Here is a 25,247-nt window from a genome sequence, read left to right as displayed (position 1 = left end):
GCCCGTCCTCGGCGCGCTCAGAGCGGGCGGTGCGCGTCGGGATCCGGCGCGCGACGCTGGGGCGCGAGCAGCAGCGCCGCGGCGATCGGCCACAGTGCCGCCTGCAGCACCGGCGCCAGCACCAGGCTCCAGCCGGGCCACATGCCGCCGACGACCAGTCGCACGATCACCGCGATCGCGGTGGCCAGCACGAACAGCGGCAGCACGTGGAGCGCCTGCGCGCCGAGCGTGAACCAGAGCAGCCGGCGATGCAGCGCGACCGCGCCGAAGGCCAGCAGGCTGTAGGCCAGCGCATGCTGGCCGAGCAGTGCGCCATGGTGGACGTCGATCATCAGGCCGAAGACGAAGGCCCAGCCCACGCCGACACGCCGGGGCTGGTGGACATTCCAGAACACCAGCACGATCGCCAGCACGTCCGGCATCCAGGGCTGGCGGCCGACGGGCACCATGTCGATCAGCAGGCCGACGACCAGGCTGAAGGCGATGAACAGGGGGTTGGCGGGCAGCAGCAGCTGGCTCGCGCCACGCGGCATGATCATCGGTGGCCTCCCTTGGGCGCGGACGCGGCGCGACGCGGCCTGGCGCCGGATTCGGCGGCGGCGGCGCTCGCGGCGCTGGCCGTTTCCTGCGCGGCTTCGATGCGGGCGTCCTCCTGGCCCTGCAGCGGCTCCAGCACCAGCACGTGCCGGGCGCTGTCCGGCTGCGCGACCGGCGCCAGGCCGACGCGGGCGAAGCTGGTGTCGCCGCGGCGCTCCACCTCGGCGACCTTCGCCACCGGCAGGCCCGGCGGGTAGAGACCGTCCAGGCCGGAGGTCGCGAGCGCGTCGCCGGGCTTGATGTCGGCGTTGGCGGCGATGAAGCGCAGCTCCATCACGCCGCGTTCGCCGCCGTAGGCGACGCCGCGCTGCTGGGTGCGCGTGTTGAGGACGGGGATGGTGGCTTCGCGGTCGGTCAGCAGCGTGACCTCGGCCGACAGCGGATAGACCCGCGTCACCTGGCCGAGCACACCCGCGTCGTTGACCACCGGCGCGCCCAGGCGCACGCCACGGTGGCTGCCGCGGTCGATGACGATGCGGCGCGAGAAGGGATCCGGCGCCTCGTAGAGGACTTCAGCGGCGAGGCCTTTCACCGGCAGCGCCTCGCGCAGGTCGAGCAGGGCGCGCAGCCGCGTGTTCTCGGCCTGGAGCTGCGCCGCGCGGCTGAGGATCACCGCCTGCGAGGCCAGTTGCTGGCGCGCCTGGTTCTCGGCCTCGGTGGCTTTTTCCATGCCGCGGGCGTAGTCACCGGCCTGTTCCCAGGCGTCGACCGGCGCCAGCAGCGCGCGCTGCAGCGGATGCAGCGCGAGCGCGAGGCCGGCCCGTGCGGGTGCGGTCAACTGGAAGCGGGAGTCCGCCACCATGAGGAATACTGCCAGCGCGGCGCAGAAGGCCAGCTTCGTCAGCGCGGACGGGCCTTCACGGAACAGCGGCGGCGGATTGCGATCCAGAGTGCCCAGAGGCATGACAGGGATCTCAGACTTTCAGAAAGACCGACGACAACGCTGGTTGACAACGTATCGGCCGTAGCGAGCGGGTGTCAGGCTAGGCGGACGGAGCGGAGGAACCGGAGCGTACTTCCTGTACGTGAGGATTCCGAGCACCGCCCAACGACGCCTGGCGCCCGCGCAGTAGGCCGGCTTACTCGTTCGTGAAGATCGAACCGAGGCGTTCCATGCGCTCCAGGGCCATGCCACAGCCGCGCACGACGCAGGTCAGCGGGTCCTCGGCCACGAGCACCGGCAGGCCGGTTTCCTCGGCCAGCAGGCGGTCCAGGTCGCGCAGCAGCGCGCCGCCGCCGGTCAGCATCATGCCGCGCTCGGCGATGTCGGCGCCCAGTTCCGGCGGGGTCTGCTCCAGCGCGTTCTTCACCGCCGAGACGATCTGGTTGAGCGGATCGGTCAGCGCTTCCAGGATCTCGTTGCTCGAGATCGTGAAGCTGCGCGGCACGCCTTCGCTCAGGTTGCGGCCCTTGACCTCCATCTCCTTGACCTCGGAGCCCGGGAAGGCCGAGCCGATGTTCTTCTTGATCGCTTCCGCGGTCGGCTCGCCGATCAACATGCCGTAGTTGCGGCGGATGTAGTTGATGATGGCCTCGTCGAACTTGTCGCCGCCGACGCGGACCGAGCCCTTGTAGACCATGCCGCCCAGCGAGATCACGCCCACTTCGGTCGTGCCGCCGCCGATGTCGATGACCATCGAGCCCGACGCTTCCGACACCGGCAGGCCGGCGCCGATCGCGGCGGCCATCGGTTCCTCGATCAGGTAGACCTCCGAGGCGCCGGCGCCCAGCGCGGCGTCGCGGATCGCGCGCTTCTCGACCTGCGTGGAGCCGCAGGGGACGCAGATGATGATCCGGGGCGAGGGACGCAGCAGCTTGGTGTCGTGCACCATCTTGATGAACTGCTTGATCATCTGCTCGGTGACCACGAAGTCGGCGATCACGCCGTCCTTCATCGGGCGGATCGCCTCGATGTTGCCGGGCACCTTGCCCAGCATGGCCTTGGCTTCGTGGCCGACGGCCTGGATCGTCTTCTTGCCATTGGGACCGCCTTCATGACGGATGGCGACGACGGACGGTTCGTCCAGCACGACGCCTTTTCCGCGGACATAGATCAGCGTGTTGGCGGTGCCCAGGTCGATGGCGAGGTCGGTGGAGAAGTAGCGGCGCAGTGAGGCGAGCATGTGTGTGGGCAAGGCCAGGACAGGACGCTTCGGCACCTGGAGCCGCCAGTCCATGTCGAACCACACGCAATCGGCGGCATTCGACGGCATCAGGCGGCGTTCGTCTGCGTTCTGTCCGGGCGGCTGCGATTCGGGGCGGTTCTTGTCGGGTAACCGCGCGGACCGGCGGCGTCCGCGCGAGCGAAATTCCTTGCCATAAGCAACGAGGCTGCAGAAGCAGCCCCGGCGCCATGGAGATAAGCGGGGATAATAACTGATCACCCCTTGGTTTGGCCCGTCTGCAAGGCTTCCGTCAGCGTTCGGCGAATGTTTCGCGCGCCCGGCGGACCGCTGGTCCGGACCGGCCCTCGAGCACATTCCCATGGCACTCACCCACGACGATGTCAGCCGGATCGCCAAACTGGCCCGGCTGGAACTTTCCGGCGACGAACAGGCCGCGCTGCTGCCGCAGCTCAACGGCTTCTTCTCGATCGTCGAGCAGATGAGCGCGGTCGACACCAGCGGCGTCGATCCCCTCTACACGCCGCTGTCGGCGGTCCAGGAAGTGGCCCTGCGGCTGCGCGAGGACCGCGTCACCGAAACCGACCAGCGCGCGCTCAACCAGCGCAGCGCTCCCGCCGTCGAGGACGGCCTGTTCCTGGTCCCGAAAGTCATCGAATGACCGCCCCCCTGCATCAACTCGGCGTCGCCGAGCTCGGCCGCGCCTTGCGCGCCAAGACGGTCTCCAGCACCGAACTGACGCAACATCTGCTTGCGCGTGTTGCCGCGGCGAAGGATCTCGGCGCCTTCCTGCACGTGGACCCGGATTACGCCCTCGCCCGCGCCAAGGACGCCGACGCGCGCTTGGCCGCCGGCGAGGCCGGCGCGCTGATCGGCGTGCCGCTGGCGCACAAGGACATCTTCGTCACCCGCGACATGCCGACCACGGCCGGCTCGAAGATGCTGGCCGGCTACCTGAGCCCGTTCGACGCCACCGTGGTCGAGCGGCTCAACGCCGCCGGCACCGTGTCGCTGGGCAAGCTCAACTGCGACGAGTTCGCGATGGGCTCGGCCACCGAGAACAGCGCCTACTTCAAGGCGCTGAACCCCTGGGACCGCACGCGCGTGCCGGGTGGCTCGTCGGGCGGCTCGGCGGTCGCGGTGGCGGCGGGCCTGGTGCCGGCCACGACCGGCACCGACACCGGCGGCTCGATCCGCCAGCCGGCCAGCTTCTCCGGCATCACCGGCATCAAGCCGACTTACGGCGTGTGCTCGCGCTACGGGATGATCGCCTTCGCGTCCAGCCTGGACCAGGCCGGCGTGATGGCGCGCTCCGCCGAGGACTGCGCGCTGCTGCTCTCGGCGATGAGCGGCTTCGACGAGCGCGACGCCACCAGCGTCCAGCAGCCGCCGCAGGACTTCCATGCGCGCATGCTGGCCGCCCGCGAGGGCGCGACCGCCGCGCAGCCGCTCAAGGGCCTGCGCATCGGCCTGCCCAAGGAGTTCTTCCCGGCCGCCCTCTCGTCCGACGTGAACGGCGCCGTGCGCGCCGGCCTGGCGGAGCTGGAGAAGCTGGGCGCGACGCTGGTCGACGTCTCGCTGCCGCGCACCGAACTGGCCATCCCGGTCTACTACATCATTGCCCCGGCCGAGGCGAGCTCCAACCTCTCGCGCTTCGACGGCGTGAAGTTCGGACACCGCGCCAAGGACTACAGCAACCTGATCGACATGTACGAGAAGACCCGCGCCGAGGGCTTCGGCGCCGAGGTCAAGCGCCGGATCATGATCGGCAGCTACGTGCTCTCGCATGGCTACTACGACGCGTACTACCTGCAGGCGCAGAAGCTGCGCCGCATGATCGCGGACGATTTCCAGCAGGCCTTCCAGCAGTGCGACCTGATCGCCGGGCCGGTGGCGCCGACGGTGGCCTGGAAGCAGGGCGAAGGCGCGGACGATCCGGTCAAGGTCTACCTGGCCGACATCTTCACGCTGCCGGGCTCGCTGGCCGGTCTGCCCGGCATGAGCGTGCCGGTGGGGCTGGGCGAGGGCGGCATGCCCGTGGGCCTGCAGCTGCTGGGCAACTACTTCCAGGAAGGCACGCTGCTGCACGCCGCCCATGCGCTGCAGCAGGCTACCGACTGGCACCGCCAGACCCCGGCGGGCGTGTAAGGACAACGAGCAAGCGATGAGCAAGAACAGCCAACTGGTGCGGGGCTACGAGGTCGTCATCGGCCTGGAGAACCACGTCCAACTCTCGACCGTCTCGAAGATCTTCAGCGGTTCGTCGACCGCATTCGGCGCGGCGCCCAACACGCAGGCCAGCGCGGTGGACCTGGCGCTGCCGGGCACGCTGCCGGTGCTGAACCGCGGCGCCGTCGAGCGCGCGATCCGCTTCGGCCTGGCGGTCGGCGCGAAGGTGGCGCCGCTGTCCATCTTCGCCCGCAAGAACTACTTCTATCCCGACCTGCCCAAGGGCTACCAGATCAGCCAGTACGAGATCCCCGTCGTGCAGGGCGGCCAGATCGAGTTCTTCGTCGGCGACGAGAAGAAGGTCGTGAAGCTGACGCGCGCCCACCTCGAGGAGGACGCCGGCAAGAGCCTGCACGAGGACTACCACGGCCAGTCGGGCATCGACCTGAACCGCGCCGGCACACCGCTGCTGGAGATCGTGTCCGAGCCCGAGATGCGCTCCGGCGCCGAAGCCGTCGAGTACGCCAAGACGCTGCACGCGCTGGTGATGTGGCTGGGCATCTGCGACGGCAACATGCAGGAGGGCTCGTTCCGCTGCGACGTCAACGTCTCGGTGCGCAAGCCCGGCGAGCCCTTCGGCACGCGGCGCGAGATCAAGAACCTGAACAGCTTCCGCTATCTCGTCGACGCGGTGAACTACGAGGTCAACTGGCAGATCGACCAGATCGAGGACGGCCTGGAGATCCAGCAGGCAACGGTGCTCTACAACCCGGACACCGGCGAGACCCGCGCGATGCGGACCAAGGAGGATGCGGCCGATTACCGCTACTTCCCGGATCCGGACCTGCCGCCGCTGATGATCGGCGCCGACTGGGTCGAGCGCGTGCGCGGCGAGATGCCGGAGCTGCCGTCGGTGATGGCCGCGCGCTTCCAGGAGGTCGACGGCCTGCCGGCCTACGACGCGACGATGATGACACAGAGCCTGGCGACGGCCCGCTTCTACGAGGCCGCGCGGGAGGCCTGCGGCGCGCCCAAGCTGGTGGCCAACTGGGTGATGGGCGAGATCTCGCGGCGCCTCAACACCGAGGAGCGCGCCATCGACGACGCCCCGGTGACGCCGGCGCTGCTGGCCGCGCTGATCAAGCGCATCCAGGACGGCACGATCTCCAACAACGCGGCGAAGCAGGTCTTCGAGGCGCTGTGGACCGGCGAAGGCCAGGACGTCGACGCGCTGATCGAAGCCAAGGGCCTCAAGCAGATGAGCGACACCGGCGAGCTCGAGCGCATCCTGGACGAGGTGCTGGCGGCCAACGCCAAGTCGGTCGAGGAATTCCGCGCCGGCAAGGAGAAGGCCTTCAACGCGCTGGTCGGCCAGGCGATGAAGGCGACCAAGGGCAAGGCCAATCCGGCCGCCGTGAACGAGCTGCTGAAGAAGAAGCTCGGCGCCTGATCAGGCCCCTGAAAGGCAGAACGCCGGTGGAGCGATCCACCGGCGTTCTTTTTTGGCGTCAACGCTGTCAGCGCCCGCTGGCGGACGGCGCCTGCGGCGCCGCTTTTTCCAGCGAGCCCGGCGCAGCGCCGGCCCACAGCCGCTTCAGGCGGGACAGTTCATCGTCATAGAACTTGTTCACGCGGCCGATCTCGGCTTTCTGGTTCTCGATCGATTCGCGCTGCGCGGCCGCCGCGGCTTCATTGGCCTCGAGCTGATGCTGCAGTTTGAAAGGCACCCGCTTGCCCTTGTAGAACTCGGCCTCGTCCAGCAGCGGCTTGCGCTCGATGGCGAGCGCCTGCAGACGCTTCTCGGACTGCCGCATCGCCTCGCGGACGTCGTCGAGCGCGGCCTCGCGTGCCTTCTGGTGCGCGGCCTGGTCAGCGTAGCGCTGCAGCAGGTTGCGGTCGCGCCGGACCGCGTCCTGCTGCGCGGAGCGCTGCACTTCCTCGGCGCGTCGGCGCTGCTCGGCGGAGGCCTGCTCCTCGGGCGACATCGCCGGCGGCACCATCCGCCGCACCGAGCCATCGGAATTCAACAGGCGCTGCTCGCGCGTCTGGCACTCGGGGATCGGCCGGTCGGAGGTCAGCCGGCGGCCATCGGGCGTCGTGCAGGTGTAGATGGTCGGCGACGACGGCGCCTTGGTCTGTGCCAGGACCGGACCCGCGAGGCCGCCGCCCAGCATCAGGGCGCCAACGAGCGCCGCGGGCGCGGCCGGTCGGGACAGCAGGCGGCGTGAGATGGAAGGACGCATCAGACTCCGTAGCGATCGCGGTAGGCATGGACCGCCGCCGCGTGCGCGGAGACGGCGGTACTGCTGGTCGTCTGCAGATACTGGAGCAGGTCGGACAGCCCTGCAATCGCGACCACCGGCAGCTTCAGCTGGTCGCGCACGTACTGTACCGCCGACCATGGCAGGTCCTGCCCGTTCTCGGCGGCCTTCTCCTGGCGGTCCAGCGCGATCGTCACGCCGCAGGGCGTGGCGCCCGCGGCCTGGATCATCGCGATGGATTCGCGCACCGAGGTGCCGGCCGAGATCACGTCATCGATGATCAGCACCCGGCCCTGCACCTTGGCGCCGACCAGCGTGCCGCCCTCGCCATGGTCCTTGGCTTCCTTGCGGTTGTAGGCGAAGGGCTTGTTGTGGCCCAGGCGCGCCAGCTCGATGGCGACGGCCGCGGCCAGCGTGATGCCCTTGTAGGCGGGGCCGAAGATCATGTCGAAGGCCAGGCCCGAGTCCAGCAGCCGCTGCGCGTAGAACTGGGCCAGGCGGCCTACTTTCAGGCCGTCGTCGAACAGGCCGGCGTTGAAGAAATACGGGCTGAGGCGGCCCGCCTTGGTCTTGAACTCGCCGAAGCGCAGCACGCCGGTGTCCACGGCGAAGGCGACGAATTCCTGGGCCAGGGCGTCCTGGGGAGCGGCGGTGGTCATGGCGGGCGCGACGTCGAGACGTGACAGTGAAAGTGGGGCGGAATTGTAGGACCGGGGTTCTGCGCTGCCCGGGCGCTTCACAGGACACGCTGTCGCTGGAATCCAGGCATACCAAGCAAAAAGAAGGCCCGCTCCGTCGCCGGAGCGGGCCTGCTTCTTGCAAGGCGCGCGGCCGAAGCCGCTGCGCTGCGTCGTTCAGCCGATCAGAAGATCGCCTTGAACTGCACGCCGTAGGTCCGCGGGTCGTTGATGAAGCCCGTGTTGTTGTTGAAGTCGATCGCGCCGGTGATGCGGATCTGGTTCGTGATGTTGCGGACGAAGATCGCCGCCTCGTACTTGCCGTTGTTCCAGATGTAGCCGCCGCGCAGGCCGCCTTCCGTCAGCGCCTTGCCGGTGAACTCCTTGGCCTCGTACAGGAAGAAGTTGACCTTGGAGCGGTAGGCCCAGTCGGTGTAGATGTAGAACTCGTTGCCGGCCGCGGTCGGGAAGGCGTAGCGCGCGGTCAGGTTGGCGACCCACTTGGGCGCGTTCGGCAGCGGATTGCCGTCGATGCTGTAGTTGGTCGTCGAACCGGCCACCAGCGGATCGGTCATCGTGCAACCGCCGCCGCAAGCGGGCAGCGACAGGCTCGGGTCCTTGATCTTGGTGTTGTTCAGGCTGCCGCCGAGGGTGATCAGCAACTGGTCGACCGGCAGCAGTTCCAGATTCAGCTCGACGCCGTTGCCGGTGGCCTTCTTCGCATTCAGCAGGCGGTTGGCGTTGCTCTGACCGCCGACGGCGGTCAGCTGCAGGTCCTTGACGGTGTAGGTGAAGGCGCTGGCCGACAGGCGCGCGCGACGATCCCAGAAGTCCGACTTGACGCCGACCTCATAGGAAGTGACGTTTTCCGGCGTCGCCTGCGACTGGCCGGCGAAACGTGACGCACCTTGTACCGACGAGGCGCGGAAGCCGGTGGCCACGCGGGCGTACAGGTTGGTTTCCTTGGTCAGCGCGTAGGTGCCCGAGACGTCCCAGTTCCACTTCTTGTCGGCGGTGTTGGCCGACACGCCGGTGCTGGTGTTCAGGTCGGTGTAGCTGCTGCTGACGTTGACGTCCTTCTTGTCATGCGTGTAGCGCAGGCCGCCACGCAGCGAGAAGTCCTGCGTGACCGCATAGTTCACCGAGCCGAACGCCGCCCACGCGGTGTTCTTCTGGTAGGTGTCGACGTAGCCGGCGGCCAGGCCGGTCGAGGTCGTGTAGTCGGTGCTGCGGGCGGTGTAGCGCTCGTCGAAGAAGTACAGGCCGCCCTGCCAGCGCAGCGGACCCGGCGTGGCGGATTCGACGCGGAACTCCTGCGTGACCTGGCGGTGGCCGCTCATCGAGCTGGAGGACTCGGCCGGGAAGCCGGCCTGGCCTTCCTGCGTGAACGGCTTGGTGCCGCCATAGAGATAGCCGCCGTCCACGTCGCCGCGGCTGAACGGGCGCACCGACTCGTAGCCGGTGATCGAGTACAGGTTGATCTGACCCAGGCCCCAGCGCAGGCGGGCGCTGCCACCGGTGGCGTGCAGCGTCTGCTCGTTGACGCCGTCGGTGTAGGACTTCTCGGGATCGAAGCCGTCGACCAGGTCGTTGGTGCCGGGCTTGATGATCGAGGCGCGGAACACGCGCGCGCTGCCCTTCAGGTCGCGGCCGTGGAAGTTGAACAGCGCGCTGAAGTCCTTGTGCGGCTGGTACAGCGCCTGCACGCGCAGGGCGCGGTCGTCGTAGCCCTCGAGCTCGCCGGTCTTGCCGGTCGGGACCTGGTTCTTGACCCAGTCGTCGCGGTGCTGGATCTGCGCCGAGATGCGGGCGGCCCAGTCGCCGGTCAGCGGCACGTTGGCGGCGCCTTCCAGGCTCATCGTGCCGTAGTTGCCGTAGGAGACGTTCAGGTAGCCTTCCTGGCGCTGCGAGGGCTTCACCGAATCGAACTTGACCACGCCGGCCGGCGTGTTGCGGCCGTAGAGCGTGCCCTGCGGACCGGCCACCACTTCAACGGCGGCCAGGTCGAAGGCGGGGAATCCCTTGAGGATCGGGTTCTCCTGGACCACGTCGTCATAGACCAGCGAGACCGGCTGCGATGCGTTCAGGCGGAAGTCGGTGTTGCCGTAGCCGCGGATGTAGAAGCGCGGGAAGGCGCGGCCGAACGAGGATTCGATGTTCAGGCTGGGCACGCGGCCCGACAGGAAACGCACGTCCTGACCGCCGGAGTTCAGCACGTCCAGCTTCTCGCCCGAGATCTTGCTGACGGCGTTCGGCACTTCCTTGATGTTCTCGACCCGGCGCTCGGCGGTGATGGTCACCGTCTCCAGCTGGCCCTTCTCCTTGGCCGGCGCGTCGGTGGCGTCCTGGGCCAGCGCGGGCCAGGCGAGCAGGGCCAGCGACACGGCCGCGGCGGCCTCGCGCAGGGCCGGGACGGCAGCGCGCTGGGTGGCGAATCGATTCATGGATGGAACTCCGGGGGAAGGATGGGGAAACCGGGGGGAGGCCGGCGGTGTCCCGAGGGGTGCTCCGGGTTCACAGCTGGCAAAAATGTGGGTGCGGGGTAGCGCGGTGGACGCGAATCTAGCAAGTTCGTCATAAACACGTCACCCCACGCACCTCGGTGGTGCGTTTTCTGTTGTCCAAACACTGCACCCGCTCGCGTGTCGCCCGAATGGGCGTGGACGGCGCACGCTCACCGCGCCATGTGGTGCAGCTCCCGGGCCTCGCGAACGCGTGGGGCGGCTGCTGTCATCTTTGGCAGGCGGCTTTGCGATACTGCCGCCCTCTTCCAGGGGCCCCTCCATGCGCTTCATCACCCTCAACCTCAATGGCATCCGCTCCGCCGCCACCAAGGGCGTGTTCGACTGGCTGCCGCCGCAGCAGGCCGACGTGGTCGGCGTCCAGGAACTGAAGGCGCAGGCCGACGTCGTCGAGTCGCAGTTCGCCGGCTACGACACCCTCAGCGGCCACTTCCATTACGCCCAGAAGAAGGGCTACTCCGGGGTGGGGCTCTACACGAAGGAAACGCCCAGCGATGTCATCGTCGGCTTCGGCAGCTCGGAGTTCGACCTGGAAGGCCGCTGGGTCGAGAAGCGCTTCGACAAGCCCGGCCGCAAGCTGAGCCTGATCAGCTGCTATTTCCCGAGCGGCTCCAGCGGCGAGGAACGCCAGGCCGCGAAGTTCCGCTTCCTCGCGGAGATGTATCCCTACCTGATGGCACTGCGCGCCGAACGCGAGTTCATCCTGGTGGCCGACGTCAACATTGCCCACAAGGAGATCGACCTCAAGAACTGGAAGGGCAACCAGAAGAACAGCGGCTTCCTGCCCGAGGAACGGGCCTGGATGACCAAGCTGCTGGAGCAGGACGTCGGGCTGGTGGACGTCTTCCGCGTGCTCAACGACAAGCCCGACCAGTACACGTGGTGGAGCAACCGCGGCCAGGCCTGGGCGAAGAATGTGGGCTGGCGCCTGGACTACCACCTCGCCACGCCCGGCATGGCGCACCTGGCCACCCGCGAGGCCATCTACCTCGACCAGCGCTTCAGCGACCACGCGCCGCTGACGATCGATTACGACTTCAAGATCTGAAGCTCACCGATCCGGGTGTCAATCCACTTTGGCGCCCGAGACCTTCACCACCTTGGCCCACTTGGCGGTCTCGCTCGCCATGAGCGCGGCGAACTCCGCGCTGGTGCCGCCGCCCGGCACCGCGCCCTGCGACGCCAGGCGCTCCCGGATCGCCGGCGTCGCCAGCGCCTTCGCGGCTTCACGCTGCACCCGCGCGACCTGATCCGCCGGCTGCGCCACCGGCGCCAGCAACCCGAACCAGGACGAGGCCTCGAAGGCCTTGAGCTCCGGCACGCCGCTCTCCGCGATCGTGGGCAGCTCGGGCAGCGCCTCGCTGCGGCGCGCGCTCGTGACCGCGAGCGCCTTGAGCTTGCCCGACCGGATGTGCGGCAACGCCGAAGGCAGGTTGTCGAACATCAGGTCCATGTTCCCGCCCATCAGGTCCAGCAGCGCCGGTCCCGAGCCGCGATACGGGAAATGGATCATGTAGGTGGCCGTCAGGCTCTTGAACAGCTCACCCGCCAGGTGGATCGACGTGCCGTTGCCGCTCGAGCACATGTTGAGCTTGCCCGGCTGAGCCCTGGCCACGCGCACCAGGTCGGCGACGCTCTGGATGCCGTACTTCTGCGCGTTGGCCGGATTCAGCACCAGCACATTGGGCACCGCGGCGACCAGCGTGACCGGCGCGAAGTCCTTGACCGGGTCGAAGGGCATCTTGGGATAGAGCGAGGCATTGATCGCGTGCGTGCCCACGGTGCCCATCAGCAGCGTGTGCCCGTCGGTCGCATGCGCCACCTCGGCCGAGCCGGTGTTGCCGCCCGCGCCGGGTTTGTTCTCGACGATCACCGGCTGGCCCAGCGCCTTCTGCAGCTCGGGCGCCATCGCGCGGGCCAGCAGGTCGGTGGTGCCGGCCGGCGGGAAGGGCACGACGATGCGCAGCGGCCGCACAGGCCAGCCCTGCTGGGCGCGGGCCAGGCCCGGCAGACAGGCCGCGGAGGACAGCGCGAGCAACGCGCGACGGTTCAGGCTCATGGAACGTCTCCTCGTGGTGATCTCGATGCGGGTCGTCGGCGGCGATGCGATCGTGATGCGGCGGGGATGTCCGTCCCGCCCGGCTAGTCCGCCGACTCCACCGACGCCGTCGAATCCGGCAACCCGGGCGGCTCCGGACCGAGGAGGGTCTGCAGCTGCACCCGCTCGGAGCTGCAGGCGGCATCGAAGTCGGCCTCGATCTGGATCAGCGCCTGCGCGTCGCCGGCCTCGACGGTCACGATGCCGCGCGCGCGATTGCGGCCCTGCGACTTGGCCGTGTAGAGCGCCATGTCCGCCCAGTTGACGGCCTGTTCCCAATGCAGGGCGAGCTGGGCCGGCGGCAGCGGGAAATGCGCGAAGCCGATCGAGCAGGTCACCCGCAGCGCGCCGGCCGCGGTCTGCACCGGCTGCTCGCCGACGATGAAGAGGATGCGCTCGGCCAGCAGCTGCAACTGGTCCGGCGCCACGTTGCGGGCGAAGACCAGGAACTCCTCGCCGCCCCAGCGCACCACCAGGTCCTCCGCCCGCACCGCCTGCGCGATGCGCCGCGAGACCTCGACGATCACCGCGTCGCCGGCCGCGTGGCCGTGGCGGTCGTTGACATGCTTGAAGTGATCGATGTCGATCATCAGCAGCGCGCCGGTGAACACGTCCTTGGCATGGCGGTCCATGACCGCGAGGAAGTGGCGCCGGTTGGCCAGGTCCGTCAGCGGGTCGCGCTCGCTCTGGGCGCGCAGCAGGCTCTGGTTGGCCTTGAGCCTGCGGTTGGCCTCGCGCACGCGCGCCAGCATCACGCCCATCAGGATCAGCGACAGCCCCAGCAGCGCCGCCAGCCCGACGCCGACGTACTGCGCCAGCCGCCGGTTGCCGAGCTCGCGGTCCTTGAGCGTCTGCTCGCGGCGCAGCAGCTCCAGGTCGCGCTGCCTGGCCTCGCTGTCGTACTTGAGCCGCAGCTGCTGCAGCGCGGAGTCGCGGTTGCGCCGGGCCGTCTCCGCGCTCAGCGCGCGCTCCTCGTGATAGAGCCGCAGCGCCTCCTTCCACTGCCCGACCTTGGCGTAGGCCTCGCCGAGCTCGCGCAGCTGCAGCGCGCGGCGCACCGGATCGAAGTCGCCCTGCGCCAGCTCGAGCACCCGCGCGACCTCGCGCCGCGCCGGCTCGAACTGGCGCTGCAGCACCAGCGCGACCGACAGGTTGTGGCGCAACGTGCGCTCGACCGTCTGGTCGTTGTAGGACTGCACCACCGGCAGCGCCAGCCGCGCCAGCTGCACCGCCTTGGCGGCCTGGTCGGTGTGGATGTAGGCGTCGAGCAGGTTGTTCTGCAGCAGCGCGACGTCGCGCCGTCCGCCCGACTGCTGGGCCAGCCGCAGCGCATCCTCGAGCGCCGCCAGCTGCTGGTTGCGATCGCCGCGTCGCGACGCGACCATGGACTCGACCATCTTCGCCCGGCTCATCGCGGACGCATCGCCCTGCGCCATCTGCCAGGCCTGCGTCATCCACTGCTGCGCGGCCGCGGTCTCGTCGCGGACCTGGCTGTTCACCGCGAGCGAGCCCATCATCGCGCCGGTCGCGGTGTGGTCCTGCAGCGCCTGCGCCAGCGCCAGCGCGCGGCGCAGCGAGGTGTCGGCGAAGGCGTACTCGCCCCGCGCGCCCTGCGCGCGCGCGATCAGCCGCAGGGCCTGCAGCGCGACGCGCGCGTCGCAGTTGGGCGGCACCGCCTGCGCCGCCTGCGACGGGCAGGGCGGCGACAGGGCCTCGAGCGCCTGCCGCGCCATGTCGCCCGAGCGGCCGGTCTGGCCCTGTCGGTCCTGCAGCTCGGCCAGCAGCATGCGCGCCAGTGGCTGGCCGCCGGGCCGCTGCTCCAGGTCCGCCGCGATGCGGCGCACCGTCTCCGGATGCCCGGCGTAGACGGCGTTGCGGCCGAGCGCGTAGTCGAGGTGCAGGCGTTGACCGGCGTGCGCCGGGTCCGCCGCCAGCGCGCGCAGCTGCTGCGCGGCCTTCTCCGGCTCGTTGTAGCCGTAGCGGTCCAGTTGCACGAGCTGCGCGTCCAGCGCACGGTCGGGGATCGCCGCCCACGCGGCCGCGCCGCTCAGCAGCATGGCCAGCAGCGTGGCCTTCACGACGGCGGCGAGCGGCCGGATCATGCGCGCCCCTCCTGCACCGGGCCGAGCAGGCTGACCAGCTGCACCTGGCCCTGGTGCCAGGCGGCCTCGATGCGGCCGGCCAGGGCCAGCAGCTGGTCGCGGTCGCGGGCCTGCATCGCCGCCACGCCGTAGGCCTTGTTGCGGCCATGCGCCTTGGCCATGTACATCACGGTGTCGACCAGGTCGATCGCCCGCTCCCATTCGAGCGTCAGGTCCTGCGGCGCCATCGGGAAGCTGGCGAAGCCGATCGACGCGCTGATCGGGATGCGTAGCGGCCCGTGGTCGACCGGCTGCCCGCCGATCTGGTCGAGCAGGCGCTGGCCCAGTTGGCGCGCATCCTCCGTGGCCTCGGAGTTCACCAGGATCAGGAACTCCTCGCCGCCCCAGCGCACGACCAGGTCCTGCTCGCGCAGCACGCTGCTCAGGCGCCGCGCAACCTCGACCAGCACGGTGTCGCCGGCCGCATGGCCCCACTGGTCGTTGATGCGCTTGAAGTGGTCGATGTCGATCAGGAACAGGCTGCCGCGCAGGCCGCCTTCGCGCGTGCGCTGCGCGATGGCCTGCTGGAAATGGCGCCGGTTCGCGAGCCCGGTCAGCGGGTCGCGCTCGCTCTGCACGCGCAGCGATTCGTTGGTCTGCGCGAGCGCGGCGTTGGTACGCCGGATGCGCCGGTAGGCCAGCGCCAGCAAGGCGCCCGAGAGCAGCACGCAGCCACCGACCTCCGCCCAGAGCTTGAGCTGCAGGTCGCGGGTGCGGATCTGCTCGGCCTTGAGGCTGTTGTCCTGGTTGAGCAGCCGGATCTCGCGCTGGCGCTGCTGGTCCTCGAAGCGCGCCTGCGCCTCGAGCACCGCCTTGCGGGTCTCGTCGCGCAGCACCGCGTCGAACTCCTTGCGCGCGCGGTGGTAGGCGTCGACCGCGCCGGGCAGGTCGTCGACCTTCTCCAGGTAGCCGCCCAGCTCCAGCCAGGCCTCGGCGGTGTAGCTGCCGGCCTCGCGCTGCGCGTCCATCGTGATGGCCTGCAGCACGTCGCGCTTGCCCTCGTCCAGCCGCTTCAGCCCGATCTTGGCGATGCCCATGTTGTGGCGCGCCAGGATCTCGGTCGAGATCTCGCCGCCCTCATGCGCCAGCGCCAGGCTTTGCGTCGACAGCTCCAGCGCCCGGGCGTAGTTGCCGCTGCGCAGTTCGTAGTCGGCCAGGTTGCCCAGCGCGAGCGCCTGCAGGCCGGGCGCCTGCGCCTCGCGGGCGTATTGCAGCGCCTGCTCGCGGGCCTGCTGGCTCAGCCGCGGGTCCTCGTCCTGCGAGTGGACGATGCCCAGGATGGTGTAGACCGAGTACATCAGCACCGGATCCGGGTCCTGCTGCGCCGTCTCGAGCGCCTCGCGCGCGGCACGCAGGGCATGGTCGAACTGCTGACTGCGGAAGTAGTTGAAGGCGAGCGTGGCGTCGTTGGTGGCGGCCCGCCAGCGCGAGCCCATCGCGCGCGCCTGCTCCAGCGCCTTCAGGCCGCTTTCGACCGCCGCGTCGACCTCGCCGTAGTCCCCCTGCATGTAGGCGCGCAGCTCGGTCGCGCGCCACAGCATCCGGCGGTCGGCCTGGGCCGCGTCCATGTCGGCGAGGCCGCCCAGCAGGCGCACGCCGGCGCCCAGTTCGCCATTGGCCTTGAGCCATTGCGCCCGCGCCAGCATCAGGGCCAGTGGAATCTGCGCGCGCACCGGCGAGCTCTCCGGCCAGGCCTTCAGCGCTTCCACCGCGGCCTCGTGGCCGCTGCGGTCCCGCAGCTGGGCGAGCAGCGCGGCGCGCTGGCTCAGGGCTTCCAGCCGCTCGGCGCTGCCCGGCGCGGCACGGGATTCGATCGCCTGCAGCTCGCGCAGGTGCTCGCGCGGGTGCGCCGAGGCGATGCGTTCCTGCTGCTCGAGCTCGGCCTGCAGCGCCCGGTCCTGGACGCCGGTGGCGGAGGCCGCCGCGTCGCGGGTGTCGACGCCGCCCTGCGGCCCACAGCCGCTCAGCAGCGGCATCGCCAGGCTCAAGGCGAGCGCCAGGAGCGCGGCGGCCCATTCTGGCGCGCGCGCGCGTGGGCGTGCGCCGGCCCGGCCGGTGGCCGTCCTCGCTTGCTCCGTTGCTCGCAACACCCCAAGCATGCTCATCGTGCTGATGTCGAGTGGTAGGTCTCGTGACTTGAGCGCCGATCCCCGGGTTCCCGTGAAGCCTGCACGAGTCGGCGCCCGCGCACGCGGCGTGGGGTCAGTCCGTGCGGCCTCGCCGCAGCAGCGCATGCAGCAGGATCGCGCCGAAGGTGGCAGTTCCGATGCCACCCAGGGTAAACCCACCCATTTTCAAGGTGAAGTCGCCGGTGCCGATCACCAGCGTGATGGCCGCCACCATCAGGTTGCGCGGGTCGCGGAAATCGACCTGATGGTCGACCCAGATCCGGGCGCCAGCGATCGCGATCAGGCCGAACACGACGATGCTGACGCCGCCCATCACCGCGAGCGGGATGGCCTGGATCAGCGCGCCGAACTTCGGCGAGAAACCCAGCACCAGCGCCATCAGCGCGGCGAAGACGAAGACGGCAGTCGAGTAGATGCGGGTCGCGGCCATGACGCCGATGTTCTCGGCGTAGGTGGTGACGCCGGTACCGCCGACCGCACCGCTGGCGATGGTCGCCAGGCCGTCACCGACAAAGGCGCGGCCCAGGAAGGGCGACATGTCGCGCCCGGTCATCGCGCCCACGGCCTTCAGGTGGCCCAGGTTCTCGGCCACCAGGATCAGCGCCACCGGCGCGATCATCAGCATCGCCGCGCCGTCGAAGACCGGCGCATGGAAGCTCGGCAGCCCGAACCACGGCGCGGCCGCGACCTTGCTGAGATCGATGGGCGTGCCCAGGCCGAAGCCGTTGGTCAGCAGCGCGTAGATCAGGCTGGCCTGGACCAGGCCGGCCAGGATCAGCAGCCGCTGCAGCATGCCGCGCGCATGCACCGCCACCAGCGCGACGCTGAGGAAGGTCGCGGCCTGCATCCAGGCGTCGAAGGGCGTCGGCGCCATGTTCTTGATCGGGACCGCCGCCAGGTTCAGGCCGATCACCGCCACCACCGCGCCGGTCACCACCGGCGGCATCAGTCGCTCGACCCAGCCGCTGCCGGTGGCCGAGACCAGCAGGCCGATCGCCGTGTACAGCACGCCGCAGGCGACGATGCCGCCCAGCGCCAGGGGCAGGTTGGGATTGGGGCCGCTGCCGGCGTACCCGGTCGCGGCGATGACGACGCCGATGAACGCGAAGCTCGAGCCCAGGTAGCTCGGCACCCGGCCACCGGTCAGGAAGAAGAACAGCAGCGTGCCCACGCCGCTCATCAGCACGGCGACGTTGGGATCGAAGCCCATCAGCAGCGGCGCCAGCACGGTGGCACCGAACATGGCGATCACATGTTGCAGGCCGAGCGCCGCGGTCTGCGGCCAGGACAGGCGTTCATCGGGGGCAATCGCCTTCTCGGGGCCGACGGTCACGGGCCGCCAGCGCATCAACCACGCCATGGACTTTCCTCAACGGGACAAGCCAGGGAGTGTAAGGAGGCCCCATCACATCGCCACTCCGGGCATATCCCGTGACCAGGCGGCCCGGCGGAGGCTTGACGGGATGGCGCATGCGATGCACGCGCCGTCGCTCAGAACAGCACCATGTCGCGGTTGTGGCGCGGCAGCATGCGCAGCAGCCGGCGCCACGACGCCCAGGCACGCCACAGCGCGCCGCCGGTCAGCAGGCTCAGGATCAGCAGGATGGTCATGGCAGGGCTCCTTGGGCTCAGGGAAGAGGGAAACGAATCAGTTCGCACGAGCGTGCGAAATTGAGGCAGGGATGGGGGACGGGCGAAGGCATGGCGGGTGTGTCAGCAGGAGGCTTCTGAGGCCGAGGTGGGCGGCGCCGTCAGCATCGGCGCCATCAGGCGCAGATAGCTGGTCCAGGCCCGCTCGACCGCATCCGGCGTGCGCAGGAAGCGCACTTCGCGGACCAGCGCGGTGAAGAGGCCGTCCAGCTCGAAGATCAGTTGATCGAGATCCGCGTCCTCGCGCAGCTGGCCCGCGTCCTGCGCCTGGACCAGCGTGCGGCGCAACGTCGAGCGCCAGCGCCGGACACCGTCGAGCAGGCGTTCGCGCATGGCGTCGTCGCGGTCGTCGTATTCGAAGGCGCCGGCCACGTACAGGCAGTTGCCGTGCGGCCCGCCGACGCGCCCCAACCAGGCGCGCACCATCGCGTCCATGCGGGGCAGGCCGCGCGGCTCGCGCAGCGCCGGCAGGATGACCTCCTGCTGGAAGGTCTTCTCGAAAGCGTCCAGCACCGCGGCCTGCAGCGCCTCCCGCGAGCCGATGCGCGAGAAGACGCCGCTCTTGGACAGGTTCAGGCGCTTGGCGACCTCGCCGATCGAGAGGCTGTCCAGGCCGTCGAGGCGGGCCATCTCCAGCGCGACATCGACGATGGCGCTCTGCGTCAGTTCGCTGCGGGCGGTCTTGGCTTCCATGGCGCGCAAGTTAGCACGGTCGTGCGAAACCCGCCGCGGTCCCCGAATGCCACGGATGACGGCCGGGTTATTCGTTGCTGGAGTCGGCGTGCGGCGCCGCGTCGTCCATCGCCTGCCCGGTGTCCTCGGCAGCGCCCGCCGGGGGGCGTCCGCGACGCGGCGCCGGGGAAGGCTCCGGCTTGATGCCGCGGCGCTTGAGCGCCTCCCGCAGCAACAACTCGATCTGGGCATTGGACGAGCGCAGCTCGATCGCGGCCAATCGCTCGATCTCCTCCCACAGCGCGGGATCGAGGCGCAGCGGGAATTGCTTCTTCGCGGGACTGGCCATCTGCGCCCGCCGCTCAGTTGTAGAGCGTCCCCGCGTTCACGATGGGCTGCGTGTCCTTGTCGGAGCACAGCACCACCAGCAGGTTGGAGACCATCGCCGCCTTGCGTTCGTCGTCGAGCTGGACGATCTCCCGCTCGCTCAGGCCCTTGAGCGCCTCCTCGACCATGCTGACCGCGCCGTGCACGATCTTCTTGCGGGCGCTGATGATGGCCTCGGCCTGCTGCCGGCGCAGCATCACCTGGGCGATCTCGGGGGCGTAGGCCAGGTGCGTGAGCATCGCCGTCTCGACGCTGACCCCCGCCGGCTGCAGGCGCGCCTGCAGCTCCGCGATCATCGCGGCCATCACCTCGTCGGCGCCGGCGCGCAGGGTGATCTCGCGGCTGTCGAGGTCATCGCCCTCGTCGTAGGCGAATTGCGAGGCGACATGCCGGATCGCCGCCTCCGCCTGGATGCTGACGTACTGCTCGAAGTCGTCGACCTCGAACACGGCGCGGGCCGTGTCCTCGACCCGCCAGACCACGGCGGCGCTGATCTCGACCGGGTTGCCGCGCTTGTCGTTGACCTTCAGCGTCGGCGCGTCGAGGTTGCGGGCGCGCAGCGACAGGCGGCGCTTCATCATGAACAGCGGGATCGTCCAGCGCAGGCCGGGCGTGCGGTCGGTGCCGACGTAGCGGCCGAAGAGCGTCAGCACGCGGGCCTCGTTGGGCTGCTGGATGTACAGGCCGGTCAGCAAGATGACGCCGGTCACCACCAAGGCCAGCTGCGGCAGGCCGACCGCGTCATGGCCGAGCGCGGCGAAGCGCCAGATCGCGAAAGCCAGCAGGCCCAGGCCGATGAGCAACGCGGCATAACCGTTGGCCGTGCCGGCGCGCCGCTCCAGCGGCGTCGGCGCCGCGCCGGGCGAGGGCTTGTTCTTCGGGACTGCGGTCGTGCTCATCACCAGCTCCTCCAAAAAGGTGATATCACTTTAAGCGCAACCGCCCTCGGCGCGCAAGGGCCGACGCGGAGCCACCCCCAAGAGAGGGGCCGGGCGAGAGTCCCGCAGAAAGCAGAAAGCGCCCCCATGAGGGGCGCTTTCGAGGGAGCGCTTTCGAGGGAGCGCTTTGGAGGGAGCGCAGAGCGTCCGCGCTGGCGCGGCGCCCGTGGGCGCTCAGCCCTTGCGGGCCAGCGGCAGCAGGAAGTTGGCCACGGCGATGCAGCGCTGGCCCAGTTCTTCCTCGCTGACGCGCAGGCCGAAACCGGCCATCGCCGGCGAGGTCAGGAAGCGCCCGCCGATCGCGACGGTCGGCACGCCGTCGATGTTGTACTGGTCCTGCAGCTTCGTCGCCTGCTGCACGCGGGTCTGCACGGTGAAGGAGTTGTAGGTCTCCTTGAACTTCGCCGGATCCACGCCCAGCGGCGCCAGGAACTTGGCCATCGCGTCCACGTCGGTCAGGCTCTGGCCGCCGCGATGGATGGCGTTGAAGATGGCCGGGCGCACCTGCGCCTCCTTGCCCATCGCTTCCAGCGTCACGAACATCTGCTGGTGGATCTTCACGTTCGCGCGGAAGGCCACGTGGACCTTGCGGTAGACGACGTCGGCGGGCAGCTGCTTGGCCCAGGCCTCGATCGTCGGTTCGAAGACGTAGCAGTGCGGGCAGCCGTACCAGAAGAACTCGATCACCTCGATCTTGCCGGGCGTCGAGCCGGGCACCGGCTTGGCCAGGCGCTGGTACTGGCGGCCTTCGATCGGGCCGCCCTGCGCCTGGGCGGGCGCGCCGCTCAGCAGCAGGCCACCGCCCGCGGCGGTCGACAGGACCGTGAGGGTGTTGAATTCGCGACGCTTCATCTTCGATTCCTTGGTAGTTCCGCGGCGACCGGCAGCGCGGCGGCCGGCCATCCTAGAAAGTCAAACTTAGGGTGGCATTAACCACCGCCGGCGGCTCAGCGCTGGATCGCGACGAGGTTGGCCTCGACGCCGGCCCCTTCGAGCTTCTTCTGCTGCGCTTCGGCCTCGTCGCGGGTGTCGAACGGTCCCAGGCGCACGCGGAAGACGGTGCGGCCCGCCTGTTCGCGTTCCATCACCTTGGCCGAGAACCCCTGGATGGCCAGCTTGGCGCGCTGCTGCTCGGCGTCCTCCATGCGGGTGTAGGCGCCGGCCTGGACGAAGAAGCTGCCGCGCGACCCGTCGGCGCGGGCGCCGTCGGCCGTGCGCGTCTCGGCGGGACGCTGCTCGGGCCTGGCGGCCGGCGTGGGCGTCGTCTGGGCCTGCGGCTGCGCGGCGGGCGCGCGCTCGGCGGGACGGCCCTCGACGGCCGGCGCGGCCGTCGGACCGGCGGTGACCTGCGGCGTCTGCGCGGGCGGCGGCACGACCGCCGGCGTCACCACGCCCGAGGCGGCCTTCGCGCCGGCGCGGCCGGCCAGCGGCGCATTCGGATCCCAGTTGCGGTTGCGTTCGGCTTCCTGGGCGTCCTGCTCCGCGGTGCGTTGCGGCAGCTTGTTGACGAACGGCACCGGCGCCTTCGTCACGTACAGGGCCACGCCCAGCGCGATCCCAAGCCCCAGCAGCAGGCCCACGATCAGGCCCATGGCGAATCCGCCACGCTGCTTTTCTTTGCTCATTGCTGCTCCTGCGAGTCACGTTCCATCGCGTCCGGGGCCGACACCCCCAGCACCGCCAGCGCGTTGCGCATCACCTGCCGCGTCGCGGCCAGCAGCGCCAGGCGCGCGCGCGTCAGGGCCGGGTCGTCGCCCAGCACGCGTTCGGCGCCATAGTAGCTGTGCAGCGCGCCCGCCAGGTCGCGCAGGTAGAACGCCACGTCGTGCGGGGCCAGGTCTTGCGCGGCGGAGGCCAGCATGCGCGGGTAGTCCGCCAGCTTGAGCATCAGCGCGTACTCGGTCGGCGCGGTCAGCAGCGAGAGGTCGGCGCCGGCGACCGAGGCTGCGTCGTGGCCCTGCTCCGCGCCCTTGCGCAGCACCGAGCAGATCCGCGCATGCGCGTACTGCACGTAGAACACCGGGTTCTCGTCATTGGCCTTGAGCGCGAGGTCGACGTCGAAGACGAATTCGGTGTCGGCCTTGCGGCTGATCAGGAAGAAGCGCACCGCGTCGCGGCTGGTCCATTCGATCAGGTCGCGCAGCGTGACGTAGCTGCCGGCGCGCTTGGAGATCTTGACCTCCTCGCCGCCCTTCATGACCGTGACCATCTTGTGTAGCACGTAGTCCGGGAAGCCCTCGGGGATGCCCACGCCGGTGGCCTGCAGGCCGCCGCGCACCCGGGCGATCGTGCCGTGGTGGTCGGTGCCCTGGATGTTGATGCACTTCGAGAAGCCACGCTTGAACTTGTTCACGTGGTAGGCGACGTCCGGCACGAAGTAGGTGTAGGTGCCATCGGACTTGCGCATCACGCGGTCCTTGTCGTCGCCGTACTCGGTGGAGCGCAGCCACAGCGCGCCGCCCTCCTCATAGGTCTTGCCGTTGGCGATCATGCGCGCGACCGCGTCCTCGACCTGGCCGCCGGTGTACAGCGAGGACTCGAGGAAGTAGTTGTCGAAGCGCAGGCCGAAGGCCTGCAGGTCCAGGTCCTGCTCGTGGCGCAGGAACGCGACGGCGAACTGGCGGATCGAATCGAGGTCCTCCGGGTCGCCCGACGCGGTGAACTCGCGATCGTCGGCCTTCACCGTCTCCTTGCGCAAGAAGGCGTCGGCGATGTCCTGGATGTAGTCGCCGTTGTAGAAGTTCTTGCTCTCGGGATTCCCGGGATCGGTCGGCCAGACCGGATCGCCTGGCTTGACCCCCTGGGCGCGCAGCTGCGTGCTGCGTGCGAGGGTGCCGATCTGCACGCCCGCGTCGTTGTAATAGAACTCGCGGCTGACGTTCCAGCCCTGGGTCGCGAACAGCTGGCACAGGGAATCGCCCAGCGCCGCCTGGCGGGCATGGCCGACGTGCAGCGGCCCGGTCGGGTTGGCGGAGACGAACTCCACCAGCGCCGAGGTGTCGCGCCGGGGCTGGTGCCCGAAGCGCTCGGCCGCGGCGAAGACCTCGCTCACCACGGCCTGCTTGGCCACGGGCTTGAGGCGGATGTTGATGAAGCCGGGGCCGGCGATCTCCAGCGCGTCGACCCAGCGCTCGAAGGCCGGTTGCGCCTGCAGCTGGGCGATCAGCGTCGTCGCCAGTTCGCGCGGGTTCTTCTTCAGCGCCTTGGACAGCTGCATCGCGGCCGTGCAGGCGAAATCGCCATGGGAGGCTTGCTTGGGGGTCTCGAATGCGGCCACCGGCGCGGCGGCGACGAGGCCGGCGTCGACGGCCTCCTGGCTCAGGCCCTGGAGCACGGTGCCGAGGGCGGCGAGCAATTCCTGCTTGGCTTGGATCATGGCGCCGCATTTTAGGGGACCTCCCCCGTAAGAGGCCGTACGCCCCCTTGCCGGCGCCCTCCTCGTGGGGCAGGATGCCCCTCCGATGAGCGCCCCCGTCGATCCACGCCCCGCCAGCTTCACCGATTCGACGCTCGGCGGTCTGGCCGACCTGCCGGAGCAGATCGGCAAGTACCGCGTGCTGCGCCGACTGGGCGAGGGCGCGACCAGCGACGTCTTCCTGGCGATGGACGACTTCAAGGGCCAGGAAGTCGCGATCAAACGCATGCGCGCCTGGTCCGGCGGCGGCCCGGCGGAAGAGGACACGCTCAGCATCCGCTTCTTCGCCGCCGAGGCCGCGCTGGCGGGCCGACTCCAGCATCCGAACGTGGTGCAGATCCTGGACGCGGTGCAGGACGGCGACCTGCCCTACCTCGTCATGGAGTACGTCCATGGTGTGACGCTCAAGCACTTCTGCCGCAACGACCGGCTGCTGCCGCTGGACCAGATCGTCGAGCTCGGCTTCAAGTGCGCGATGGCGCTGTCCTACGTGTTCCGCCAGGGCGTGGTCCACCGCGACATCAAGCCCGCCAACCTGCTGGCGGTGCTCGACAGCCAGGGCCAGGTGACCGACGTGAAGGTCAGCGACTTCGGCAGCGCGCTCAACCTCAATGCCGACATGACGCAGGTGCACCGGGTCGGCTCGCTGGCCTACATGCCGCCGGAGCAGATCGAGGGCGGCGACGTGGGCGCGCAGGCGGACATCTATTCGCTGGGCGCGGTGCTGTACCACATGGTCTGCGGCCGCCCGCCCTTCGACGCGCCCAACCAGATGGCGCTGATGCATCAGATCTACCACCAGGCGCCCCAGCCGCTGCTGGGCCAGCGCGGAGGCGTGACGCCGGAGCTGGACGCGGTCATCCAGAAGGCGCTGGCCAAGCATCCGCACGAGCGCCATGCCGACTGGGAGGCCTTCGGCCAGGCGCTGTCGGAGCTGGTGGCCCGGCAGCTGGTGCCGCTGGCGCGCCTCAACGAGGTCAAGGACTCGGAGCGCTTCAACCTCCTGCGCGACCTGGAGTTCTTCGCCGGCTTCGGCGACGTCGAGCTGTGGGAAGTGGTGCGACGCGCGCGCTGGCGGCGTTATCCGCTGGACCATCTGCTGTTCAAGAAGGGCCAGGAGGGCAACACCTTCCACATCATCACGCAGGGCGAGGTGGAGGTCTGGCGCGACGGCGCGCTGGTCGCGACGCTGGGTACCGGCACCTCGGTCGGCGAGATGGCCTACCTCGCGCCGAATCCCGACCTGCGGCGCCACAGCACCGACATCCGGGTGACCCAACTTTGTACAACCGTGTCCTTCACGCCGGATTCGCTGGGACAGCTCAGCCCCGAGTGCCAGCACCGGTTCGACCGCGCATTCATCCAGGTCCTGGTCAGGCGACTCCATCTTGCGCATGAGGCGCTGGCGTCTCCGCGCCGGATCATGTGAGTCAGGCGCCGACCGGTTCTTCCAGGCCGGGCTCGCATC

General features: G+C 69.6%; 21 protein-coding genes and 1 other RNA gene. 5 read left to right on the top strand and 17 right to left on the bottom strand.

All coding sequences use genetic code 11. The features are described 5' to 3' along the window. Positions 1–17 precede the first annotated feature (17 nt). From mreD to BM393_RS18940, 4 genes are all read right to left on the bottom strand, one after another. Positions 18–539 (bottom strand): rod shape-determining protein MreD, encoded by a 522-nt coding sequence (mreD, locus tag BM393_RS18955; RefSeq protein WP_091730257.1) that lies wholly within the window; start codon positions 537–539, stop codon positions 18–20. Continuing rightward, positions 536–1,501: a rod shape-determining protein MreC gene (gene mreC, locus BM393_RS18950; RefSeq protein ID WP_091730253.1), complete on the bottom strand. Its 966-nt coding sequence runs from the start codon at positions 1,499–1,501 to the stop codon at positions 536–538. Before mreC ends, mreD begins: the two co-directional genes overlap by 4 nt. Positions 1,502–1,542: 41 nt before the next feature. Beyond that, positions 1,543–1,624: non-coding RNA, sX9 sRNA (locus tag BM393_RS18945), on the bottom strand. 52 nt (positions 1,625–1,676) lie between these two features. Beyond that, the gene (locus tag BM393_RS18940) at positions 1,677–2,720 is read right to left on the bottom strand and encodes a rod shape-determining protein (RefSeq protein WP_091731851.1); all 1,044 of its coding nucleotides are present in this window, start codon (positions 2,718–2,720) and stop codon (positions 1,677–1,679) included. A gap of 361 nt (positions 2,721–3,081) precedes the next feature. Here BM393_RS18940 and gatC point away from each other — a divergent pair, with 361 nt between their 5' ends. Genes gatC through gatB form a run of 3 tightly spaced genes read left to right on the top strand, consistent with a single transcriptional unit; the run spans position 3,082 to position 6,339 of the window. Continuing rightward, complete coding sequence (gene gatC / locus BM393_RS18935; RefSeq protein ID WP_091730250.1) at positions 3,082–3,381, top strand: Asp-tRNA(Asn)/Glu-tRNA(Gln) amidotransferase subunit GatC; 300 nt, start codon at positions 3,082–3,084, stop codon at positions 3,379–3,381. Then, a complete protein-coding gene (gatA, locus tag BM393_RS18930; protein ID WP_091730246.1) occupies positions 3,378–4,868 on the top strand; it encodes an Asp-tRNA(Asn)/Glu-tRNA(Gln) amidotransferase subunit GatA in 1,491 nt (496 codons plus the stop codon). Before gatC ends, gatA begins: the two co-directional genes overlap by 4 nt. A 16-nt stretch (positions 4,869–4,884) precedes the next feature. Further along, the gene (gene gatB, locus BM393_RS18925; protein WP_091730242.1) at positions 4,885–6,339 is read left to right on the top strand and encodes an Asp-tRNA(Asn)/Glu-tRNA(Gln) amidotransferase subunit GatB; all 1,455 of its coding nucleotides are present in this window, start codon (positions 4,885–4,887) and stop codon (positions 6,337–6,339) included. 67 nt (positions 6,340–6,406) lie between these two features. Here the strand turns inward: gatB and BM393_RS18920 are convergent, their stop codons facing one another. The 3 genes from BM393_RS18920 to BM393_RS18910 all read right to left on the bottom strand — a co-directional run bounded on the left by BM393_RS18920 (position 6,407) and on the right by BM393_RS18910 (position 10,271). Then, complete coding sequence (locus BM393_RS18920; protein WP_091730238.1) at positions 6,407–7,132, bottom strand: hypothetical protein; 726 nt, start codon at positions 7,130–7,132, stop codon at positions 6,407–6,409. Next, positions 7,132–7,809, bottom strand: coding sequence for an orotate phosphoribosyltransferase (pyrE, locus tag BM393_RS18915; protein ID WP_091730233.1), 678 nt, complete (start codon positions 7,807–7,809; stop codon positions 7,132–7,134). The genes BM393_RS18920 and pyrE overlap by 1 nt, the downstream gene beginning before the upstream one ends. Before the next feature lie 203 nt (positions 7,810–8,012). Then, positions 8,013–10,271, bottom strand: coding sequence for a TonB-dependent receptor (locus BM393_RS18910; protein WP_091730229.1), 2,259 nt, complete (start codon positions 10,269–10,271; stop codon positions 8,013–8,015). A 340-nt stretch (positions 10,272–10,611) separates the two neighbouring features. On the opposite strand from BM393_RS18910, the gene BM393_RS18905 reads away from it, so the two are divergent. Continuing rightward, on the top strand, positions 10,612–11,397 hold the full coding sequence (locus tag BM393_RS18905) for an exodeoxyribonuclease III (protein ID WP_091730225.1): 786 nt from the start codon (positions 10,612–10,614) through the stop codon (positions 11,395–11,397). 18 nt (positions 11,398–11,415) lie between these two features. Here the strand turns inward: BM393_RS18905 and BM393_RS18900 are convergent, their stop codons facing one another. The 10 genes from BM393_RS18900 to argS all read right to left on the bottom strand — a co-directional run bounded on the left by BM393_RS18900 (position 11,416) and on the right by argS (position 23,740). After that, positions 11,416–12,408: a tripartite tricarboxylate transporter substrate binding protein gene (locus BM393_RS18900; protein ID WP_091730221.1), complete on the bottom strand. Its 993-nt coding sequence runs from the start codon at positions 12,406–12,408 to the stop codon at positions 11,416–11,418. 83 nt (positions 12,409–12,491) lie between these two features. After that, on the bottom strand, positions 12,492–14,549 hold the full coding sequence (locus BM393_RS18895; protein WP_141225397.1) for a diguanylate cyclase: 2,058 nt from the start codon (positions 14,547–14,549) through the stop codon (positions 12,492–12,494). Next, complete coding sequence (locus tag BM393_RS18890; RefSeq protein WP_175538414.1) at positions 14,546–16,576, bottom strand: GGDEF domain-containing protein; 2,031 nt, start codon at positions 16,574–16,576, stop codon at positions 14,546–14,548. Before BM393_RS18890 ends, BM393_RS18895 begins: the two co-directional genes overlap by 4 nt. Positions 16,577–16,790: 214 nt before the next feature. Then, complete coding sequence (locus BM393_RS18885; RefSeq protein WP_091730209.1) at positions 16,791–18,077, bottom strand: solute carrier family 23 protein; 1,287 nt, start codon at positions 18,075–18,077, stop codon at positions 16,791–16,793. A gap of 353 nt (positions 18,078–18,430) precedes the next feature. Then, positions 18,431–19,060: a TetR/AcrR family transcriptional regulator gene (locus tag BM393_RS18880; protein WP_091730204.1), complete on the bottom strand. Its 630-nt coding sequence runs from the start codon at positions 19,058–19,060 to the stop codon at positions 18,431–18,433. 67 nt (positions 19,061–19,127) lie between these two features. Further along, the gene (locus BM393_RS18875; protein ID WP_091730200.1) at positions 19,128–19,388 is read right to left on the bottom strand and encodes a hypothetical protein; all 261 of its coding nucleotides are present in this window, start codon (positions 19,386–19,388) and stop codon (positions 19,128–19,130) included. A 13-nt stretch (positions 19,389–19,401) separates the two neighbouring features. Then, positions 19,402–20,325, bottom strand: a complete 924-nt coding sequence (locus tag BM393_RS18870) for an SPFH domain-containing protein (protein WP_091730196.1) — start codon at positions 20,323–20,325, stop codon at positions 19,402–19,404. 213 nt (positions 20,326–20,538) lie between these two features. Continuing rightward, on the bottom strand, positions 20,539–21,216 hold the full coding sequence (locus BM393_RS18865) for a thiol:disulfide interchange protein DsbA/DsbL (protein ID WP_175538413.1): 678 nt from the start codon (positions 21,214–21,216) through the stop codon (positions 20,539–20,541). A gap of 95 nt (positions 21,217–21,311) precedes the next feature. Continuing rightward, on the bottom strand, positions 21,312–21,989 hold the full coding sequence (locus tag BM393_RS18860) for an SPOR domain-containing protein (RefSeq protein ID WP_091730190.1): 678 nt from the start codon (positions 21,987–21,989) through the stop codon (positions 21,312–21,314). After that, complete coding sequence (argS, locus tag BM393_RS18855; protein WP_091730186.1) at positions 21,986–23,740, bottom strand: arginine--tRNA ligase; 1,755 nt, start codon at positions 23,738–23,740, stop codon at positions 21,986–21,988. Before argS ends, BM393_RS18860 begins: the two co-directional genes overlap by 4 nt. 85 nt (positions 23,741–23,825) lie before the next feature. Between argS and BM393_RS18850 the strand changes: the two genes are divergently transcribed. Further along, on the top strand, positions 23,826–25,208 hold the full coding sequence (locus tag BM393_RS18850) for a serine/threonine-protein kinase (protein ID WP_091730183.1): 1,383 nt from the start codon (positions 23,826–23,828) through the stop codon (positions 25,206–25,208). Positions 25,209–25,247: the final 39 nt, after the last annotated feature.

It is taken from the genome of Mitsuaria sp. PDC51 (assembly GCF_900113225.1).
Lineage (GTDB): Bacteria > Pseudomonadota > Gammaproteobacteria > Burkholderiales > Burkholderiaceae_C > Roseateles.
The sequence above is the reverse complement of the archived record's forward strand: the minus strand, read 5'-3'. Positions and strand labels throughout refer to the sequence as shown.

Bases quoted from the DNA above. Each gene is read 5' to 3' on its own strand.
- BM393_RS18920 (WP_091730238.1), bottom strand. From the start codon at position 7,132: ATGCGTCCTTCCATCTCACGCCGCCTGCTGTCCCGACCGGCCGCGCCC.
- pyrE (WP_091730233.1), bottom strand. From the start codon at position 7,809: ATGACCACCGCCGCTCCCCAGGACGCCCTGGCCCAGGAATTCGTCGCC.
- BM393_RS18885 (WP_091730209.1), bottom strand. From the start codon at position 18,077: ATGGCGTGGTTGATGCGCTGGCGGCCCGTGACCGTCGGCCCCGAGAAG.
- BM393_RS18905 (WP_091730225.1), top strand. From the start codon at position 10,612: ATGCGCTTCATCACCCTCAACCTCAATGGCATCCGCTCCGCCGCCACC.
- gatB (WP_091730242.1), top strand. From the start codon at position 4,885: ATGAGCAAGAACAGCCAACTGGTGCGGGGCTACGAGGTCGTCATCGGC.
- BM393_RS18870 (WP_091730196.1), bottom strand. From the start codon at position 20,325: ATGAGCACGACCGCAGTCCCGAAGAACAAGCCCTCGCCCGGCGCGGCG.
- BM393_RS18860 (WP_091730190.1), bottom strand. From the start codon at position 21,989: ATGAGCAAAGAAAAGCAGCGTGGCGGATTCGCCATGGGCCTGATCGTG.
- BM393_RS18875 (WP_091730200.1), bottom strand. From the start codon at position 19,388: ATGGCCAGTCCCGCGAAGAAGCAATTCCCGCTGCGCCTCGATCCCGCG.
- mreD (WP_091730257.1), bottom strand. From the start codon at position 539: ATGATCATGCCGCGTGGCGCGAGCCAGCTGCTGCTGCCCGCCAACCCC.
- gatA (WP_091730246.1), top strand. From the start codon at position 3,378: ATGACCGCCCCCCTGCATCAACTCGGCGTCGCCGAGCTCGGCCGCGCC.
- BM393_RS18940 (WP_091731851.1), bottom strand. From the start codon at position 2,720: ATGCTCGCCTCACTGCGCCGCTACTTCTCCACCGACCTCGCCATCGAC.
- gatC (WP_091730250.1), top strand. From the start codon at position 3,082: ATGGCACTCACCCACGACGATGTCAGCCGGATCGCCAAACTGGCCCGG.
- BM393_RS18910 (WP_091730229.1), bottom strand. From the start codon at position 10,271: ATGAATCGATTCGCCACCCAGCGCGCTGCCGTCCCGGCCCTGCGCGAG.
- BM393_RS18880 (WP_091730204.1), bottom strand. From the start codon at position 19,060: ATGGAAGCCAAGACCGCCCGCAGCGAACTGACGCAGAGCGCCATCGTC.
- BM393_RS18895 (WP_141225397.1), bottom strand. From the start codon at position 14,549: ATGATCCGGCCGCTCGCCGCCGTCGTGAAGGCCACGCTGCTGGCCATG.
- mreC (WP_091730253.1), bottom strand. From the start codon at position 1,501: ATGCCTCTGGGCACTCTGGATCGCAATCCGCCGCCGCTGTTCCGTGAA.
- argS (WP_091730186.1), bottom strand. From the start codon at position 23,740: ATGATCCAAGCCAAGCAGGAATTGCTCGCCGCCCTCGGCACCGTGCTC.
- BM393_RS18900 (WP_091730221.1), bottom strand. From the start codon at position 12,408: ATGAGCCTGAACCGTCGCGCGTTGCTCGCGCTGTCCTCCGCGGCCTGT.
- BM393_RS18865 (WP_175538413.1), bottom strand. From the start codon at position 21,216: ATGAAGCGTCGCGAATTCAACACCCTCACGGTCCTGTCGACCGCCGCG.
- BM393_RS18850 (WP_091730183.1), top strand. From the start codon at position 23,826: ATGAGCGCCCCCGTCGATCCACGCCCCGCCAGCTTCACCGATTCGACG.